13 protein-coding genes are annotated in these 18,732 nt (G+C 40.9%); 5 read left to right on the top strand and 8 right to left on the bottom strand.

The genetic code is table 11. The features are described 5' to 3' along the window. Positions 1-172: 172 nt before the first annotated feature. Positions 173-7,312 carry an AAA family ATPase gene (locus LC605_RS03395; RefSeq protein ID WP_229546164.1) on the top strand — a complete coding sequence of 2,380 codons (7,140 nt, stop codon included), beginning with the start codon at positions 173-175 and terminating at the stop codon, positions 7,310-7,312. A 164-nt stretch (positions 7,313-7,476) separates the two neighbouring features. Here the strand turns inward: LC605_RS03395 and pstB are convergent, their stop codons facing one another. The 6 genes from pstB to LC605_RS03425 form a co-directional block, all read right to left on the bottom strand. Next, entirely contained in the window at positions 7,477-8,256 is a 780-nt protein-coding gene (gene pstB / locus LC605_RS03400) for a phosphate ABC transporter ATP-binding protein PstB (protein ID WP_229546165.1), read from the bottom strand. Positions 8,257-8,293: 37 nt separating this feature from the next. Beyond that, positions 8,294-9,175 (bottom strand): phosphate ABC transporter permease PstA, encoded by an 882-nt coding sequence (gene pstA, locus LC605_RS03405; protein ID WP_229546166.1) that lies wholly within the window; start codon positions 9,173-9,175, stop codon positions 8,294-8,296. Between the two features lie 207 nt (positions 9,176-9,382). Next, complete coding sequence (pstC, locus tag LC605_RS03410; protein WP_229546167.1) at positions 9,383-10,384, bottom strand: phosphate ABC transporter permease subunit PstC; 1,002 nt, start codon at positions 10,382-10,384, stop codon at positions 9,383-9,385. 420 nt (positions 10,385-10,804) lie between these two features. Then, entirely contained in the window at positions 10,805-11,848 is a 1,044-nt protein-coding gene (gene pstS / locus LC605_RS03415) for a phosphate ABC transporter substrate-binding protein PstS (protein ID WP_229546168.1), read from the bottom strand. A 220-nt stretch (positions 11,849-12,068) separates the two neighbouring features. Next, on the bottom strand, positions 12,069-12,638 hold the full coding sequence (locus LC605_RS03420; protein ID WP_229546169.1) for a Uma2 family endonuclease: 570 nt from the start codon (positions 12,636-12,638) through the stop codon (positions 12,069-12,071). 226 nt (positions 12,639-12,864) lie between these two features. Beyond that, positions 12,865-13,818: a stage II sporulation protein M gene (locus tag LC605_RS03425; protein WP_229546170.1), complete on the bottom strand. Its 954-nt coding sequence runs from the start codon at positions 13,816-13,818 to the stop codon at positions 12,865-12,867. A gap of 209 nt (positions 13,819-14,027) precedes the next feature. On the opposite strand from LC605_RS03425, the gene LC605_RS03430 reads away from it, so the two are divergent. Together LC605_RS03430 and LC605_RS03435 are read left to right on the top strand one after the other, a co-directional pair. Continuing rightward, the gene (locus LC605_RS03430; protein ID WP_229546171.1) at positions 14,028-14,873 is read left to right on the top strand and encodes a hypothetical protein; all 846 of its coding nucleotides are present in this window, start codon (positions 14,028-14,030) and stop codon (positions 14,871-14,873) included. Positions 14,874-14,918: 45 nt separating this feature from the next. After that, positions 14,919-15,722, top strand: coding sequence for an RDD family protein (locus tag LC605_RS03435; RefSeq protein ID WP_229546172.1), 804 nt, complete (start codon positions 14,919-14,921; stop codon positions 15,720-15,722). Between the two features lie 382 nt (positions 15,723-16,104). Here the strand turns inward: LC605_RS03435 and LC605_RS03440 are convergent, their stop codons facing one another. Continuing rightward, a complete protein-coding gene (locus LC605_RS03440; RefSeq protein ID WP_229546173.1) occupies positions 16,105-16,893 on the bottom strand; it encodes a DUF1868 domain-containing protein in 789 nt (262 codons plus the stop codon). 11 nt (positions 16,894-16,904) lie between these two features. Next, positions 16,905-17,042, bottom strand: coding sequence for a hypothetical protein (locus tag LC605_RS03445; protein ID WP_229546174.1), 138 nt, complete (start codon positions 17,040-17,042; stop codon positions 16,905-16,907). A 68-nt stretch (positions 17,043-17,110) separates the two neighbouring features. On the opposite strand from LC605_RS03445, the gene holA reads away from it, so the two are divergent. Both holA and LC605_RS03455 read left to right on the top strand, forming a co-directional pair. After that, positions 17,111-18,100 carry a DNA polymerase III subunit delta gene (gene holA / locus LC605_RS03450; RefSeq protein WP_229546175.1) on the top strand — a complete coding sequence of 330 codons (990 nt, stop codon included), beginning with the start codon at positions 17,111-17,113 and terminating at the stop codon, positions 18,098-18,100. A 109-nt stretch (positions 18,101-18,209) separates the two neighbouring features. Further along, positions 18,210-18,692, top strand: a complete 483-nt coding sequence (locus LC605_RS03455; protein ID WP_229546176.1) for a DUF4168 domain-containing protein — start codon at positions 18,210-18,212, stop codon at positions 18,690-18,692. The last annotated feature ends 40 nt before the right edge of the window (positions 18,693-18,732 follow it).

The following is an 18,732-nucleotide window of genomic DNA, read 5'->3' on the forward strand; positions in this document are numbered from 1 at the left end:
TATGAGCGGGAAATGCTTACTCTGCTTGAATTTTAGCTTATTTTTGTCTGGAGAGTCAGCAGAAGTGATTATCCGAACCTGATATCAGTAAATTTCATCTGCCCGAAGAAATGTATCTAAAATACAATTAAGCTCGAATTATCCCTGAAGAAGCACGGCTGGAGTACTTGGCATGATGATTGCATTACCCGGATTTAAAATTGCCACTTTGTTAAAAGCAGGGGTAAAAGCAGTCATATACCGTGGAATTAAGGTTCAAGACCAGTGTCCAGTAATTATCAAAGGGCTACGTCCAGAACAGTGTACACCCAATAATGTTGAACAACTAAAACATGAGTATGCGATCGCTCAAAGGTTAAATACCACAGCAGCCCTCATTGTCTACGCCTTGGAGATGCATCAGGGAATCCCTTATTTAATTATGGAGGATTTTCAGGCGCGATCGCTTGACCAGTTTTTAGACCAATTTCAACAGCCTGTGCCGTTTCTGAAGATTGCCATTGAAATCACCAGCAAACTTGCCCAAATCCACACTCATCATATTGTTCACAAGGATATTAAGCCACAAAATATCTTACTTAACCTCGAAACTAATCAAGTCAAAATTGCCGATTTTGGCATTGCTGCCTTTATTCCCTACCAGCAGCAAATAATTAGCAGTTCCAGTCGCATTGAAGGCAGTTTACCTTATTTATCGCCTGAGCAAACCGGGCGGATGAATCGAGGAATTGACCATCGTAGCGATTTGTATTCTCTGGGAGTCACCTTTTATGAGATGCTCACAGGTCAGCTACCGTTTCAAGGCAAAGACCCCTTAGAGTGGGTGCATTGTCATATTGCCAAATCTCCGTTATCCCCAAACAAGCTGAACTCTGATATTCCCCAAATACTTTGTGACATCATCATGAAATTGCTGTCGAAGGTTGCAGAACAGAGGTATCAGAGCGCTTTAGGTTTACAATTTGATTTGCAAAAATGCTTAGAGCAATTAGAGACAACTGGACAAATTCAATCCTTTATTTTGGGTGAGCAAGATATTTCAGAACGCTTTCAAATTCCTCAAAAATTGTATGGGCGAGAACCAGAAATAGCCAAGCTTCTACAAGCATTTGAGCGAGTGGTTAGTCAAGGTAAACCAGAACTCGTGTTAGTTTCTGGCTATGCTGGGGTTGGTAAATCTTCGCTAGTGAAGGAGATTCACAAGCCCATTGTCAGAGAACGCGGCGTTTTTATCTCTGGTAAATTTGATCAGTACAAACGAGATATTCCGTATTCCACCATTGTCCAAGCTTTTCAAACACTGGCTCGACAAATTTTAACGCAGCCGGAAAATCAACTTGCTACTTGGAAAAAGCGAATACAAACAGCATTAGGGAACAATGGGAAACTAATCACAGATGTAATTCCAGAAGTTGAATTAATCGTTGGAGAACAGTCTCCTATACCAGAGTTGGGGCCTGCCGAATCTCAAAACCGATTCAATTTGGTATTTCAGAATTTTATCAGCGTCTTTGCTCAAAAAGAGCATCCACTCACTGTTTTTTTAGATGATATGCAGTGGGCAGACACCGCTACTTTGAATTTAATTCAAATTATTATTACTGGCTCTAGTATCCAACATCTCTGCTTCGTTTTAGCGTATCGAGATAACGAAGTAGATATTGTGCATCCTTTCAATTTGATGATAGAGAAGGTGCGTCAGCATGGGGCAAGAACGACTGAAATTATACTTACACCGTTGAATCTTGTTTATGTTAATCAGTTAATTGCTGATACGTTGCATAGTTCACCAGAACAAGTAGAACCCCTTGCTCAATTAATTATCCAAAAAACTGGCGGTAATCCATTTTTTGTCAATGAATTTCTCAAAACACTCCATCAAGAAAATCTACTCAATTTTGACCCCCCTCTGTCCCCCCTTGGTAAGGGGGGACAGAGGGGGGTACAAGGAGGGTGGCAATGGAATCTAGCTCAGATTGAAGCTCAAGGTATTACAGATAATATTGTCAGTTTGATGATTGGGCGGATGCAAAAATTACCAAAAGCAACTCAAGAGGTGCTTAAATTAGCCTCCTGCATCGGTAATCGTTTTGATTTAGAAGTTTTGGCACTTGTTGGCGAACAATCCATTGAAGAAACGGCAAATGCACTTGTTGAAGCAATTTTAAGAGGATTAATTGTTTCCATTGAGTCAGATGAGAATGCTGATAAAAACTATCGTTTCTACCATGACCGAGTTCAACAAGCGGCTTATGCCCTAATTCCTGATGAATCAAAGTCGGCTGTTCACCTGAAGATTGGGCAACTTTTGCTGAAAAATGCTAGTGATGAAGAAGTTAATGAGCAAATTTTTGATCTAGTAAATCAGCTTAATCTGGCGGTGGTTCTGATTGTTGAACAGACAGAAAAAAATGAATTACTGCGATTGAATTTAATCGCTGGTAAAAAGGCAAAAGCTTCTACAGCCTACACTCCTGCTAAAAGATTTTTTAGTGTTGCTATGAATCTTTTGGCTAAAAATGCCTGGATTGAACAATATGAACAAACATTTACTTTATTTAGAGAATCGGCTGAGTGTGAATTTTTAACCGGAAATTTAGAGGAAGCAGAAAAATTATTTGAGCTACTATTGCTGAAAGCAAAATCTCATGTAGAGAAATCTAATATTTATATGCTGCAAATCAGACTCTATCAAGTTGCAGGTAGATATGAAGAAGCGCTGAAATTAGGATTAGAATCTTTAAAACTTTTTGGGGTTAAATTACCTGATACCAATGAAGAAGTGGAAAGTGCGATCGCCATTGAGAAAAACCAGGTATTGATCAATTTAGGTGATAGACAAGTCTCTGATTTAATTAATGCTCCGGTAATCCAAGATTCAAATATTAAAACACTGATTAGTCTGTTGACAACATTAGGCCCACCAACTTATCTCGCTAGACCTGCTCTCTTTCCCTTAGTTGTACTTAAAGCTCTTAATTACTCACTCAAGTTTGGTAATACGGAAGATTCATGTTTCGCTTACAGTATGTACGCTATACTGTTAGTCTCTATCTTCCATGATATTCCTACGGGTTACGCGTTTTCGGAGATGACAATTCAATTGAATGAAAAGTTGCATGACTTGAAACTTCGAGGAACTGTTCTACATATTCATGGAAGCCACATCAACGTTTGGCGTAACCATATTGCTAGCGATATTCCCTTTTTAGAACGGGGATTTATCGGTTGTGTCGAAGCAGGTGATGTGACGATGGCGAATTATAACGGCTATCAAGGCTCGTGGCAAATTATCCAGTTAGGCACTCCACTTGCAGATACATATAAATCTTTAGAAAAATATACCGCCTTTGCTCACCAGTCGAAACATGAGGCTGTCTATCAGACCATCAGATTACAGCAGATGTTACTGATGAATCTGCGTGGACTCACTCACCATAACCTGACTCTAAGTGATGATAATTTTGATGAATCACACGCTTTGTGTGTAATTACAGATGCAGGTTTTGTCAGTGGAATTATTTTTTATCACATTATCAAATTAATTATATTTTTCACATATCGACAGTATGCAGAAGCACTGAATTCTGTCTTAGAATTATCCAAGTTTACTGTAAAGACACTGGCATTACCAATTGAAACAGATTACATTTTATATTACTCATTGACTCTAACGGCTCTTTATCCAACAATATCTAATGAAGAGCAAGAACAGTTTTTGCAAACCTTAGAATCTCATCAGCAGCAATTGCAATACTGGGCTAATCACTGCCCTGCAAACTTTTTACACAAGTCTCAATTAGTAGCTGCGGAAATAGCTCGGATTGAAGGTAGAGACTTGGAAGCAATGCGCCTGTATGAGCAATCAATTGCTTCAGCCGGTGAGCAGGGATTTGTGCAATATGAGGCTTTAGCTAATGAGCTAGCTGCTAAGTTTTACTTGGAACGAGAGTTTGAATTAATTGGCAAAACTTACTTACAAGCAGCTAAAAATGCTTATGTGCGCTGGGAGGCATCTGCTAAAGTCAAGCACCTTGAAGAATCGTATCTTCAACTATTGCCACAACAACAGCTTATCTCTAATGGAACGTTTATTACCACAGGTGAGCATTTAGACTTTTTATCAGTAGTTAAAGCCTCTCAAAGCATATCTAGTGAAATTGTTTTTTCTCGGTTGTTGAAGACATTAATGCAAATTGTCATCGAGCAAGCAGGAGCAGAAATTGGTTATTTGTTACTGGAACACGAGCAAAATCTGGTGATTGAAGTAGAAGCTAAGGTTAATCCCCAAGCAGAAAAGCTCAATGTTTCTCGACCTGTATTAGAGGGTGAAATTTCACAGTTGATTCCGCAATCAATACTTAATTATGTTCAGCGAACTCAAGAAACAGTGATTTTGCAGAATGCTACTGAGCAGAATCTGTTTTCAAAAGACGAGTATGTAATTCAAAAGCAACCTAAATCTGTACTTTGTTTGCCGATCGCTCGTCAGTCGAAATTACTTGGTATCTTATATTTAGAAAATAATCTGATTTCCAGTGCATTTACACAGGATAAACTTTCCGTGCTGGAGATATTGACAGTCCAAATTGCCATTTCTCTAGAAAATGCTCGTCTTTATCAAGGTCTAGAAGACAGCCAAGAGCAACTTAACCTAGCGTTAAAATCTGCCCAAATCGGTGTTTGGAGTTGGAATATTACCAATGACCGCTTTGACTGGGATGAGCAAATTTATCAACTATTTGGGTTAACACCGGAAACCTTTGCGGGTACTTCCGAAGCAATTTTAGCTCGTGTGCATCCAGATGATCGAGGATTGCTGGCTCAATCGTTAAGTCGAGCGATTAACCAAGGCGTGGAGCATAATTTAGAATATCGAATTATTCGGCATGACGGCAGTATCCGCCACGCAGCCTGTCGCGGAAAAGCCTTTTTCAATGAAGCAGGTAAAGCCACACACATGAGTGGTGTTGTCCTTGATATCACAGAGCGTAAACAATCGGAAGCGGAACGTATCCAACTGATTCAGGAGCAAACTGCTCGACAAGAAGCAGAAGCCGATCAGCAACGAGCAGCGTTTTTAGCTGAAGTCAGTACAACCCTCGCCTCTTCCCTCAATTACGAAAGCACACTAGCAAGTGTGGCTAATCTAGTTGTGCCTTACTTTGCCGATTGGTGCAGCGTTGACCTCTTGCAAGACAACCAATCAATTCATCGGGTTGCAGTTGCTCACCGAGATCCAGAGAAAGTAAAACTCGCTTGGGAAATCTATCAGCGTTATCCCAGACATTTGGATGCAGATGAGGGTGCGCCTAAAGTTATGCGTACTGGACAAGGTGAAATGATCGCTGAAATTTCAGATGCAGTCCTAGCAGCAGCCATCCAAGATCCAGAATATCTGCGGATTTTACGTGAGCTTCGTTTAAAATCATGTATTATCTTACCATTAATGGCACGTGGAAGAATTTTTGGTGCCATATCCTTTGTGACTGCTGAATCAGAACGTCGTTACAGCACGGCTGACCTCTCATTAGCCGAAGATGTTGCTCATCGTGCGGCGATCGCCATTGATAATGCCCGCCTTTACCAAGAAGCGCAGCAAGCACAAAAAACGGCAGAACAAGCCTTGGAGCGCATTGCTCGTCTGCAATCGATCACAGCTGCTCTTTCAGAATCCCTGACACCAGCCCAAGTCTCTGAAGTCATTGTCGAGCAGAGCATGGCTGCCTTGGGAGCCAGCTCTGCCCTCGTCGCCTTGGTGAATGAAGGGAAAACTGAACTGGAAATTCTGCGGGCGGTTGGCTATAAGCAGGATTTGATACACGCTTGCCGGAATTTTGCGATCGATTCACCCTCTTCCTTAGCCGAAGCTGTGCGGACTGGGAAACCTATTTGGGCTGAAACAAGAGAAAATCGGGTAGCTCCTCACCCGCATTTAGCAGAAATTTACGCCCAATATGACATTAATACCTGGATTTCTATTCCATTGATGGTCGAAGGTTGGGCAGTTGGCGGTATAAGTTTGGGATTTGCCCAGCCTCAACAACTGAATGGAGAAGATCAAGCATTTATCTTGGCTGTTGCTCAACAATGCGCCCAAGCCATCGCTCGCGCCCATCTTTATGAAGCCGAACGAACGGCCAGAAGTGCTGCGGAATCAGCAAATCGCATCAAAGATGAATTTCTCGCTGTGTTGTCCCATGAACTGAGAACACCGCTCAATCCGATTCTGGGTTGGGCAAAACTGATGCGCAGCCGCAAACTTGACCAAGCAACCAGCGATCGCGCCCTCGAAACTATTGAGCGCAATGCCAAGTTACAAACTCAATTGATTGAAGATTTACTCGATGTTTCCCGCATCCTTCAGGGTAAACTTAACCTCAACTTCGGGCGGATTAATTTAGTATCAGTCATTGAAGCTGCCATCGAGACAGTGCGTTTATCGGCCGAGGCTAAGTCTATCCAGATTCAGAAAATTTTTGAATCTGGTGTTGGGCAAGTTTTAGGTGATGCCAATCGCTTGCAACAAGTCATTTGGAATATCCTTTCTAACGCCATTAAATTTACTCCCATCGGTGGAGAGGTAAAAATTAAATTAGAGCAAGTTGGCTCACAGTTACAAATCTGCGTCACTGACACAGGGAAGGGGATTGCACCTGAGTTCTTACCTTATGTCTTTGATTATTTCCGTCAAGCAGATGGGGCGACAACTCGAACATTTGGCGGTTTAGGTTTAGGATTAGCGATCGTCCGCCATCTCGTAGAACTTCATGGGGGGACTGTGCAAGCAGAAAGTCTAGGCGAAGGAAAAGGAGCGACTTTCACTGTCAGATTTCCCTGCTTACAGGATGAAAATAAAGGAACTAAGAATGCACAAGATAACTCCTCAGTTGTGACAACTCAGTCTTCGCCCCTGTCTGGCTTAGAGATTCTCGTGGTGGATGATGATGGAGATATGCGAGAGTTTTTGCCCTTCATGCTGGAGCAGTATGGTGCAACTGTTACCGTTGTCGCCTCAGCCATTGAAGCATTAACTGCACTGAGTCAATCCCAGCCAAATCTGATGATCAGCGATATTGGGATGCCAGAAATGGATGGTTATATGCTGATGCGACAGGTAAGAAGTCTCAAACCAGAGCAAGGGGGGACAATTCCCGCGATCGCTTTAACAGCCTATGCTGGTGAAATGGATTATCAACAAGCGATCGCTGTGGGATTTCAACGGCATATTTCTAAACCTGTAGACCCAGAAGAATTGGTCAAGGCGATCGTCTCATTACGAGTAGGCAGTGGGGCAATACACTTGGGTTAAGCATTTCCTCCTTCTCTTCTCTCTGCGTTCTCTGCGCCTCTGTGGTTCGTAAAAAAACAGTTTCAGCCCTTTTGTGAGAGTTTGAAAACACGCTCTAGGGGGGCTAGGTTTGGCAGGCTTAGATGTTACCAAAAATACTTTTCAAACACCCTCTAAAACATACCTTAACCGAAACGCCCTGATATGTAGTCGCGGGTGCGGGGGTCTAGTGGGTTCTTAAAGATTTGCTCTGTAGCGCCAAATTCAACCATTTGACCAATCCGACTTTCATCGGTGCTAAAGAAAGCTGTAAAATCAGAGACGCGAGCAGCTTGCTGCATATTGTGGGTAACGATCGCAATTGTCAACTCCGACTGTAAACTATGGAGCAGTTCTTCAACTTTCATGGTAGCGATGGGGTCAAGAGCCGAGCAAGGCTCATCCATTAGCAGAACTTTTGGCTTGACTGCTAAAGCACGGGCAATACATAATCTTTGTTGTTGACCACCAGAAAGCCCTAAAGCTGATTTATCCAACTTATCTTTCACTTCATTCCAAAGAGCAGCGCTTTTAAGGGCAGATTCGACAATTTCATCTAATTCTAATTTGGAGTACCTGCCTGCTATTCTCATCCCGTAGGCAACATTTTCGTAAATACTTATAGGAAAAGGATTCGGTTTTTGGAACACCATACCGATTTGGCGGCGTAACCGATTGATGTTGACACGAGGAGTATAAATATCCTGACCAAAAAATTCTACATTTCCTTCAACTTTTACGGGCCCTTCTAATTCGCTAATGCGATTAAGAATTTTGATAAAGGTAGATTTACCACAACCGCTAGGGCCAATAATTGCGGTTACTTGATTCTGATAAATATCTATTGACACCCCTTCGATTGCTTTTGTTGTGCCATAGTAAAAGCTGATATTTTTAACTTTGATAGCTGGAATTAGGTTACTCATGCTTTCCCAAGGTGTGAAATAAAACAAAAATTTATTTTTACTTTAGTTTTCTCTGGCTAATAACTAAGCGAGAAAGAATACTGACACATAAAATTAAGCTTAGTAGAACTATAGAAGTAGTCCATACTAATTGGCCTTTTTCCGGGTCTGGGTCGTTATAGAGGTTAAAAATCAGTACTGGTAAGGAAGCTGTTGGACTTAACAATCCTTCTGACCAATCTAGACTAAATAAGGCAGTAAAAATTAAGGGTGCTGTTTCACCAGCAGCACGAGCTACAGCTAATAAAATGCCTGTGGTAATTCCGGGAATTGCAGCAGTCACAACGATGCGAGAAGTAGTTTGGAAATGAGTTCCGCCCAAAGCAGCAGAAGCGAGGCGTTGAGATGTCGGAATAAGTTTTAAGGATTCTTCTGTTGTCAGTATAATTACAGGTAGCATAATTACGGCTAAAGCAAAACCACCTGCGATCGCACTAAATCCTTTAGTTACCAAAACTATCACACCGTACGCGAATACGCCTACAACAATTGAGGGTACACCTGTCAGAATACTGCTGATGAAACGAACAAAACTAGCAATGGAGTTAGTTTGACCAAATTCCGCCAAGAAAATTCCTGTCATTATTCCTGTGGGAATGCTTAAAATAGCACCAACTAACACCATAACTATGGTTCCCAGGATGGCATTGCCAAAGCCATTGTCAATAACTGTTTTGACAAACATCTCTGATTTCAGCCCAGATATGCCTCGGATGATAATTTCCCACAAAATTGATAATAAAGGAATGAGTGCTAGACCTGTCAAACCAAAGGCGATCGCATTCATTGCATAAGTAAATATTACTCGTTCTGTTGACAGAGGACTGCATAATTCTTTCGCCAAAGATTCATCAGTTTTTGACTGGATGTAACCACTCATATTTTTTACAAATTTTGATTGATAAAGGTTAAATTTGGTGCTATATTTCAACTACTAATATAAGTAAATTTGCGCGAAAAATCAAACTATATTACGAAACGTAAATAGCCTTAAAATCTTTACCAATGACAAATGACCAATGACAAATGACAAATGACAAATGACAACCTTACCCAGTTAGCTTTAATTGCGCCGACCTACTTAGTATTATTTATTTTTCCTGCCAACCCACTTCACTAATAGTACAGCGCCAACATTTACAGCTAGAGTCAACCCAAACAAAATCAATGCCAAATAGGTTAAAGCACCTATGTGTAATCCCGGTTCAGCTTCGGCAAATTCATTAGCTAATACAGAAGGAATCGTATAACCTGGAGCAAGTAAAGAAGCAGTGATTTGAGCAGAGTTACCAATCACCATAGTGACAGCCATTGTTTCACCCAACGCACGGCCCAAGGCGAGCATTGCTGCACTCACTATTCCCGAAAATCCAGATGGTAGCAACACGCGAAAAATTGTTTCCCAACGGGTACCACCTAAGGCCATAGACGCGCTACGTAATTCTTTAGGGATAGCTATTAAGACATCACGAGTAATTGCTGCCATTGTTGGCAAAATCATAATTGCTAGAATAATTCCAGCAGTCAACATATTAGTCCCAGAAGGGTCTTCTGTATTAAACAGTGGTATCCATTTAAAAGTACTGGCTAGCCACTTTTGTGGAGGTTCGAGAACTGGAATAAAGACAAAAATCCCCCACAAACCAATAATGACACTAGGAATTGCTGCAATTAATTCAACAACAAATGCTAAGGTGGTTCGCAGCGATGAAGGTAAGAAATTTTCACTCGTGACTAATGCGACTGCAATTCCCACTGGGACAGCGAATAAAATAGCGATCGCACTACTTACCAAAGTTCCATAAATATAAGGTAATGCACCAAAAATCTGATTACCTGTATCCCAATCTTGACCCCACAAAAAACCCACTCCAAACTGCTTAATAGCTGGGAGAGCTTCGGAGGAAATTACCCAACTCATCGCAAATAGGACTGCAACGGTAATCACGGCAAAAAAGTATACTAACCGTGTAAAACCTTGGTCAAACCAGAGATTTGTGCCGCCGATAGCTGTTAGATTGAAATTTTCATCATCTAGATTTGAATCATCTGATGAATTTCTGCGGGCTGGTTCCGATGAATTTGCCATTACAAATCAATAAAATAGATTTTTTTATTGCTAATAGAGTGAGTTGTTAACTCAACTTATTAGGAGAGGAAAGTAGTAAAATTCAGGACTTAAGCATTGAAAACCTAAGAGGATGTTTGAAAAGTCCTCTTCTTGGTAGCAAAACGTTCTAGATCCCCCTAAATCCCCCGATAAATTGGGGGACTTTGAAATGTTTTGCCCCCCTTTTTTAACGAACTTTGGGGGTTTAAGTCAAGAGCTTCTATCAAGCAGCGCGAATTGAAGCCTCAGCTAAATCCCCGGACGCTCGCAGACTCGCTAACGCTTCTCTACGAGACGCTCCGCGAACGCTAACACAAAACGTAATTGCGAATTGCGAATTGCGAATTGCGAATTGGTTTAAGGGGGGATCTCTTGTGCATAAGTCCTAAAAATTGCAAATTAAGGCTTGACAGTACTATTCACTGTCTGAAGCACCCGATTTGCCACATCAGATGGAATTCTGGTGTAGTTGAGGTCATCGTTATACTGTTGACCGTCTTTCAATACCCAATTAATCCATTTCTTAATAGCATCAGCTTTAGAAGCATTAGCATACTGTTTGTAAACTATCATCCAAGTCAGACCGACGATCGGATAACCTTGTCCTGGATCTCCTACGAAAACGCGGTAATTATCTGGAAAATTCACAGTTGCTAAAGCTGCATTTGCAGATTCTAAAGAAGGAGCAACAAATTCTCCTTTCTTATTTTGCACCAGTGCTGATTTCAGATTATTTTTGACAGCGTAGCTATATTCTACATAACCGATAGAACCAGGAGTACGAGCTACTATAGCAGCTACACCTGGGTTACCTTTGCCTTTGAGGACGTTTGGCAGATTCCATTTGGGAGCGGTGTTAGCTCCAACTCTGCCTTTGAAATAACCACTAATTGCACTCAAGTGATTAGTGAAAATGAAAGTTGTACCGCTACCATCAGCGCGAACAGCAAATTTAATTGTTTGATTTGGTAGATTGACACCCGGATTATCAGCTTTAATTTTTGCGTCATCCCATCTGGTAATTTGACCTGAATAAATTGCTGGTAGTGTAGCGCGGGACAATTTGAGATTATTAACGCCCGGAACATTGTAAACAACAGAAACAGCACCCCCTGCTGTCGGTACTAAGATTACACCGTTCTTAACTTTAGCGATTTCCTCATCTTTCATTGCAGCATCACTACCACCAAAGTCAACGGTTCCAGCGATGACTTGACGAATACCGCCACTGCTACCAATTCCTTGATAGTTAACTTTTAAATCTGGATGTTTCTTCCTAACTTCACGAGCATAACGTTCGTAAAGCGGAGCCGGAAAAGTTGCTCCTGCACCATTGACAGTTTGAGCTTGTGCGATCGCACCAAAATATGGACTAAGTGCAATAGAAGTTGTCACCACTGAAGTAGCAACGACACGATTCAATACGGTGGTCGAAAAAATCATATTACCTTCAAGGAATATTTTACTGCTGTAATTCCAGCCTTAAATAAGTTACATTTTTTATGGTTAAACTTAATTTAACGTTAGATAAATATATGATTAAGATGTGTTTAAATTTTCATTTAAAACACTTTTTTAGCTATTGATATTTAATTGGTTAAATTAATTTATTAAAAGTATTTTTATCAAAATTTTAATGCTAAACTAATCCGATTAGTATTTGTTACGCAGTCACCTTTAACCACCCAAAAATATCACCTACTGTCAACTGTAACCCCTGGCAGAACTCTGGCACTGGTAAAACAGACTCAATTTCCTCAAAAGGTAAAGGCTGCTGTCTTGCAGGATAAGCAGCAATGAATCGCTCATCAGGGTCAATTAACCAACCCATTTGAGTTCCGTGATTGAGAGCGTGTAAGATTTTTCTTGTAACTTTTGTATGGCTTTGTTCGGGGGAGAGAATTTCGATTATCCAGTCGGGTGCAGCGGCAAATGTATTGGCAATATCACCATTTTCGTCTACAGGAAGCCTGTCCCAAGCGAATACAGCGACATCGGGAACTATAGAACGTCCCCCAAAAGTGCAACGTAATTCTGGAAAAGCCCAACCCATTTTTTGTGCTTTGACAACAGAATTGATTGTGGGACAGAGTTCTCCTTGAATAGTGCTATGTTTTCCTTGAGGCATAGGTTTTGGAATAATTTTACCGTCGATGTATTCGCAATAAGGTTTAGTTTCTGGTAGTTGGAGAAACTCTTCTAGGGTCAATATTTTATTTGATGTTTGTACCATGATTATCCTAGCTTAAACCTCTGATGTTTTTTTACATATAGGACTTACGCAAAATAATGAAAAAACGAACCGCATAGACGCAAAGCGGCTTCCCGCAGGGTAGGGCGCAAAGGACACAGATAAATAAGAGTTTCAGAGAGTTATTGCGTAAGTCATAACATAGTTAGTATTTACCTTATTCTAAAATATTTTTTCAATTTGCCAATCAGTTGCCACCTAAATTATTTCAAGTTTTCTTGCGGCTACAATACATCACCAAAAGTATAAACAATCCCATTCCTGCCAGATATTTGATTGGATCAGGTATGCTGGGATTAGGTGAAAAAAAGCCTTCGATCGCACCAGCCAGAATCAACATTGGTACAATTCCAAATACTAGCTGCACCGCCTGAGAACCATAAAATTTCAGTGCATCCCCACGGCGATATTTACCAGGAAATAAAATTGCTCTTGCTAATAAAAATCCTGCGCCCCCAGCAAAAAAGATCGCAGGTAATTCCAAAGAACCATGCGGAAACACAAAGGCCCAAAAAGGGTAAGCTAGATTATTTTGACCAACTAAAGTACCAACAGCACCAATCAATAAGCCATTAAATACCATCAAATAGGCTGTGTATAGCCCAGCCGTGATCCCACCAGCAACAGCCCCAAAAGACACCGACAAATTATTGATCATAATACCGCTAGATGCCAGAGGTTCAACGCCGACAATTGACCCCATCCATAATTTATGCTCATCTCGCACCTTGGTGATCAAACTTTCAGGTACAATCAAAGGCATGAAGCTGGGATTTTGCCAGGAATACCACCAAGCCACCAGTGCGCCTAATAGAAATAGCGCCGTTGCAGCAGCAATGTATACAAATGTTTTCTGGACTACAGATGGTAATCCCCAACGGTAAAATTCTAGAATTGCCTGCCATTCCTGTCGCCGAGAACCTTGGTAAATCTGCGTATAGGCACGAGTTGCTAAAGATTGTAAACTTTGCATTAAAGTATTACCAATTTGCAGAGTTCGGGCACGTGCCAAATCTGCCGCCACTGAACGATATAAACTCGCTAACTCTCTAATTTCTGCTGCCCCTAAAGATTTTAACCCTTTCTTTTCTATCTGCCTTAATAGGGCATCCAAACGCTGCCAATTTGGTTCTCGTCGCGCAATCCAACGTTGAATATTCATGAATTTTGGGAACACTGAGTTTAACTTAAGTAGGCTGGTGCAATTAAAGCTAGCTGGCTAAGGCTGTCATTGGTCATTGGTCATTGGTCATTAGTAAGGGTTTTAATCATATTTATGTTTCGTAACATAATTGGGTTTTTTCTCACCAACTTACTTAGCTTAAGATAGCCTCAAATTCATCTCCGTAGTTTCAAGGAAAATTTACCATTATGTCTGAAAACTTTGGATCTTCCGGTCAGATACAACCACTGAGTATCGGTAACGTTGTCAGTGCTGCGGTACGGTTGTATCGTTCTCATCTGAAGACTTATCTTAACCTGGCTGCGATCGCTCACTTGTGGATTTTAGTTCCTATCTACGGCTGGGCAAAATATGCAGCCATTTCTGGACTAATTTCACGCTTGGCTTTTGGAGAATTGATTTACCAACCTGAAGGTGTTAAAACTGCCCGCAGCCATGTTAATCCACGTCTTTGGTCATTTTTAAGAGTTGGTTTTCAAGTAGGAATATCAATGTTTTTAGTTTATTTAGGATTGGCGATCGTGGGCGGTCTACTGGCTGGCTTGATCGGAGTAGCATTAGGAGGGATATTAGGTGCTTCGGGCATTATAGTTGCAACCACATTGGCAATAATTTTAACGGCAGCTATTATATTATTAGGATTAACCTGGTTCTACTCCCGTTGGATAGTAGCTGAAGTGCCCTTAGCAGTTGAGGAAAGTATCAATGGTGGCGAAAGTGTTGCCAGAAGTTGGGAGTTAACTAAAGGCTCGGTGTTTCGTATTCAGGGCGTTGTTTTAGTTGCTTTTATCGTTACATTACCCTTGGTATTTGTATTAAACTATATACCTAGCATATTTCTCATCAGACTTGAGTCAGGTTCTGCTATTTACTCGATTGTGTATTTTATTTCTTGGGTTGGAAGCTTGATAGGTGGAATTTTAATCATGCCATTCTGGCAAGCAATAAAAGCTGTTTTATACTTAGACTTGCGTAGTCGGCGTGAAGGTCTAGGTTTGCAATTAAGAGAACCTCCCTCGCAAGATTTTCGTTAACTCAACACCTTAATCCAACTCTATTAATTTTGAATTATTTAAAATATGCGCTTCTTTAATCGCATCACATTCCAGACTCCAGAAAGTGTAGAGTTGGAATTTACTTTAGCAGGAATCGGTAATCGAGCTTTGGCTCTACTGATTGACTATACAGTTTTGACTGTAACCTTGCTTATATTTCTCTTTACCTGGAGTGTATTTTCAACGCAACTCTTCAATTTTTTTGAGGACTTGATTACAAATGCTCAGAATTTAGGACTTTGGTTAATAGCAATTTTCTTCCTGATCGCTTTTGCAATTTACATCGGCTATTTTGTATTTTTTGAAACCTTCTGGTTCGGGCAAACCCCTGGTAAACGAGTTGCTAAAATTCGCGTAGTTCGAGATGATGGTAGACTCATCGGGTTACAACAAGCAACGCTACGGGCCTTGCTGCGACCCTTTGATGAAACTTTGTTTATTGGCGCTTTTTTAATTATGTTGGGTAGCCGCGAAAAGCGCTTAGGTGATTTGGCTGCTGGCACCATTGTAATTCAAGCCCAAGAACCTACTGCATCAAAGACATTGATAATTTCAGAACAGGCAAAGATACTACATGAACAGTTAGTACAGATTGCCGATTTATCTCCATTGATGCCCGATGATTTTGCTGTGATTCGTGAGTATTTGCAGCGACGTGGTGCAATGTCGTTAAAGGCAAGAACCTTATTATCCCTAAAGTTAGCCGAGCAAGTTCAAGCTATTATTAATTTAGAAAAATTGCCAGAAGCTGTTACGCCTGATGTTTTTTTAGAAGCAATTTACCTCGGTTATCAAAAACAAGAATTTCCGGCTGGAGATTTCATTTAGAGGTTGTTTGACAAGTTGTTGGCTGTGATTTTAATCGAATTATTACTCCCCTTAATCCCCCCTTGGAAAGGGGGGAAACTAGAAAATCCGGTTCCCTCCCCAATATATCGGGGAGGGTTAGGGTGGGGTAAAAAATATTTGACACATCAATCATGACTTTTCAAACACCCTCTTAGTACAGCTTTGCGTAAAATCGTGGCCAATTGAGGGTTTAAATTTAAACGCAAAGGGGCGCAAAGGGAAGCGCAAAGGTTCGCAGAGAATTCGCTACGAATTTATAAAATGTTGTACTTAGACAATTGCTTCATTCTCAGGAAGACATAACGAAGTAATCAGTAGTCAGTGGTTAGCGAGTACAAACCACTAACTACTAACTAATTACTTAAAAATCTAAAATCGGCCAGTCTGGTTCACGATAATAGCGTGTCATGTTGTCAAACTTTCGCAATTCGACGCGATTGATCGAAAAATCTGGTAAATTCAACAGCCATTTCTCATTCAATTGAGAAAGCATTGTGCTGAAGTTTGTGCGGTCTAAGTCAGATGAAACCTCCCCAAAATAGGCTAATGTAATATGGGCTGTGAAATGATAATGCTGCTCAATACCCAAAGCAATTAAGTTGGGATTTTGATAAATTGCTCGGCGAAATTTAATAATTTCCTCGTAACAGCGTTGATCTTGAGGTACTAAACAAACTGCTACAGCTCTTGGCATCAGTATCAGTCCCAGCATTTGCCATTTAATCGGATGACTCCTATTTGTCATCAATTGTTGATATTGCTGAAACATTTCAGCTAAACAAGAGTGTAACTCCTCGTCAAATTTGGGATTTTTTTCGTAGGCGACAAGGTAAGCGTTGTCCCAAATTAAATCCGCTAAAGTCAGATGGAAGCTAGCAGAAGGTACAGGTATAATCAAATTACTGTTTACAGGCAACTGCAAAAGTTCCTGTTGGTAAGTCTGTAATTTGGCATAGAAAGCAGAGTTTTGTGATTCTTCTTCTGCTGGCGGGGTAATTAGGGAATAGCCAGGAAAGGACGCTGCTTGTCTCAACCCAGAATGCGGCTGAAATTTAGAAGATTCCTGAATATGCTGGGCTTGGGATTTGTAGGCTTCTGGCAGCGTCAGTCGTGCTAACCGATTTAAGTAAGTTTGATAGTTGTCGTCCAATCTTCATAGCCTCACGCTCTCACTTGATAGATTTTAGGGAAAATTACCTCAATTAACAGAATGATTTCAAAAGTATTTAATTTTTTTGGTGTAATGGGGGATGAGGGGGATGAGGGAGATGAGGGGGATGAGGGAGAATTATTGAACAAGTTTTTTCGTTGTCTGTTCCCATTTTAATGCCCCATGCCCCATACTCAATGTACTAAGAGGTTTATCTATGCCAATCTATGTTTACTGGGGTGAGGATGATTTTGCTATGGAAAAAGCGATCGCTATGCTGCGCGATCGCGTTCTCGATCCGCAATGGATAAGTTTTAATTATACTGCATTCTCCCCAGATCAAGCTGATGCTGCTATCCAGGGGTTAAATCAGGTCATGACACCGACTTTTGGCGCTGGTGGGCGCTTGGTATGGCTGATAAATACGACTCTGTGTCAGCACTGTCCTGACAATGTTTTAGCAGAATTGGTGCGATCGCTAAGAGTCATTCCCGAAAACTCATTTTTATTGCTCACCAGCCGCAACAAGCCAGATGAACGCCTCAAATCCACGAAATTATTAAAACAATTTGCTACCGAATTCCGAGAATTTCCCCTCATTCCCCCTTGGAAAACAGAATTACTGGTGCAATCTGTGAATCAAGCAGCTCTGTCTGTGGGCGTGAAATTGACTGCCAATACTGCCCAGTTGTTGGCAGAATCTGTAGGAAATGATACACGCTTGCTATATAATGAGTTAGAGAAATTGCGGCTATATGGCCAAGGTAGCAATAAACCTTTAGATATGGATACCATTACCAAGTTAGTCAGAAATACTACTCAAAATAGCTTACAATTAGCGGCAGCAATCAGAACAGGAGATACACTTAAAGCTTTGACGACACTGGCAGATTTGAGTGATGCTTCCGAGCCGGGATTACGGATAGTTGCCACGCTGATTGGACAATTTCGCACGTGGCTGTGGGTGAAGATGATGATGGAAAGTGGGGAGCGCAATCAACAAGCGATCGCTATTGCTGCTGATATCGGTAATCCCAAACGGATCTACTTCTTACAGCAAGAAATTAGACTGCTTTCTTTGCAACAGTTAATCTCTTGCTTACCCCTATTACTAGAATTAGAAGTGAGTCTGAAGCAAGGAGCATCAGAAATGTCAACACTCCAGACTAAAATAATCGAACTTTGTCAAGTATGCCGAGGAAATTGACAATCAAATATAAAAGCTTGATATATTAAGCAGTCGCTGGAACTTCCAGCTCCGAAAATAATTCAAAGTTCTTATAATATCCCTGATGTAGTTTTGTGTCACACACTATATGAAAAAAATTTCCCATTTATTTTCCCGAACTAGCCGAAAGCGAATCCTTTTACAATCATTCTTTTTCGGCGCGATCGCTACTATGGGTGTGATTTCCAACGCTTTTTCATTGAGTTCAAAAGCTGACGCTCAAACTTCACCACCAATAGTTGACAATACACAAATCAACAGCTACGCTCAAGCGGTGCTAGCAATGGAGCCAGCCCGTCAAAATGCCTTTGAAGAAATTAAACAACTCATTGGCAATGGAGAAATTCCTAAAATTGTTTGTAACGATCCTAATAGCATAAATGCTCTTCCCAAGAAGGCTCAAGATATCGCGGTGAGTTACTGTACCCAGGCTCAAAAAATTGTCGAAGATAATGGTTTGAAATTTGATGAGTTCAACAAAATTACTATAGAATTACAAAATAACAATACGTTAAAACGGCAGGTTTACGATACCTTATTACGCCTGCAACAAAATCCTGAGTCTCGGTAATTAAGTAGAGCGACGCAAATAAAGCTAACTGGCTAAGGCT

This window comes from Nostoc sp. CHAB 5836, from assembly GCF_020829445.1.
Lineage (GTDB): Bacteria > Cyanobacteriota > Cyanobacteriia > Cyanobacteriales > Nostocaceae > Nostoc.

Bases quoted from the DNA above. Each gene is read 5' to 3' on its own strand.
- pstA (WP_229546166.1), bottom strand. From the start codon at position 9,175: ATGAGTGGTTACATCCAGTCAAAAACTGATGAATCTTTGGCGAAAGAA.
- pstC (WP_229546167.1), bottom strand. From the start codon at position 10,384: ATGGCAAATTCATCGGAACCAGCCCGCAGAAATTCATCAGATGATTCA.
- pstB (WP_229546165.1), bottom strand. From the start codon at position 8,256: ATGAGTAACCTAATTCCAGCTATCAAAGTTAAAAATATCAGCTTTTAC.
- LC605_RS03430 (WP_229546171.1), top strand. From the start codon at position 14,028: ATGTCTGAAAACTTTGGATCTTCCGGTCAGATACAACCACTGAGTATC.
- pstS (WP_229546168.1), bottom strand. From the start codon at position 11,848: ATGATTTTTTCGACCACCGTATTGAATCGTGTCGTTGCTACTTCAGTG.
- LC605_RS03455 (WP_229546176.1), top strand. From the start codon at position 18,210: ATGAAAAAAATTTCCCATTTATTTTCCCGAACTAGCCGAAAGCGAATC.
- LC605_RS03420 (WP_229546169.1), bottom strand. From the start codon at position 12,638: ATGGTACAAACATCAAATAAAATATTGACCCTAGAAGAGTTTCTCCAA.
- holA (WP_229546175.1), top strand. From the start codon at position 17,111: ATGCCAATCTATGTTTACTGGGGTGAGGATGATTTTGCTATGGAAAAA.
- LC605_RS03395 (WP_229546164.1), top strand. From the start codon at position 173: ATGATGATTGCATTACCCGGATTTAAAATTGCCACTTTGTTAAAAGCA.
- LC605_RS03425 (WP_229546170.1), bottom strand. From the start codon at position 13,818: ATGAATATTCAACGTTGGATTGCGCGACGAGAACCAAATTGGCAGCGT.
- LC605_RS03435 (WP_229546172.1), top strand. From the start codon at position 14,919: ATGCGCTTCTTTAATCGCATCACATTCCAGACTCCAGAAAGTGTAGAG.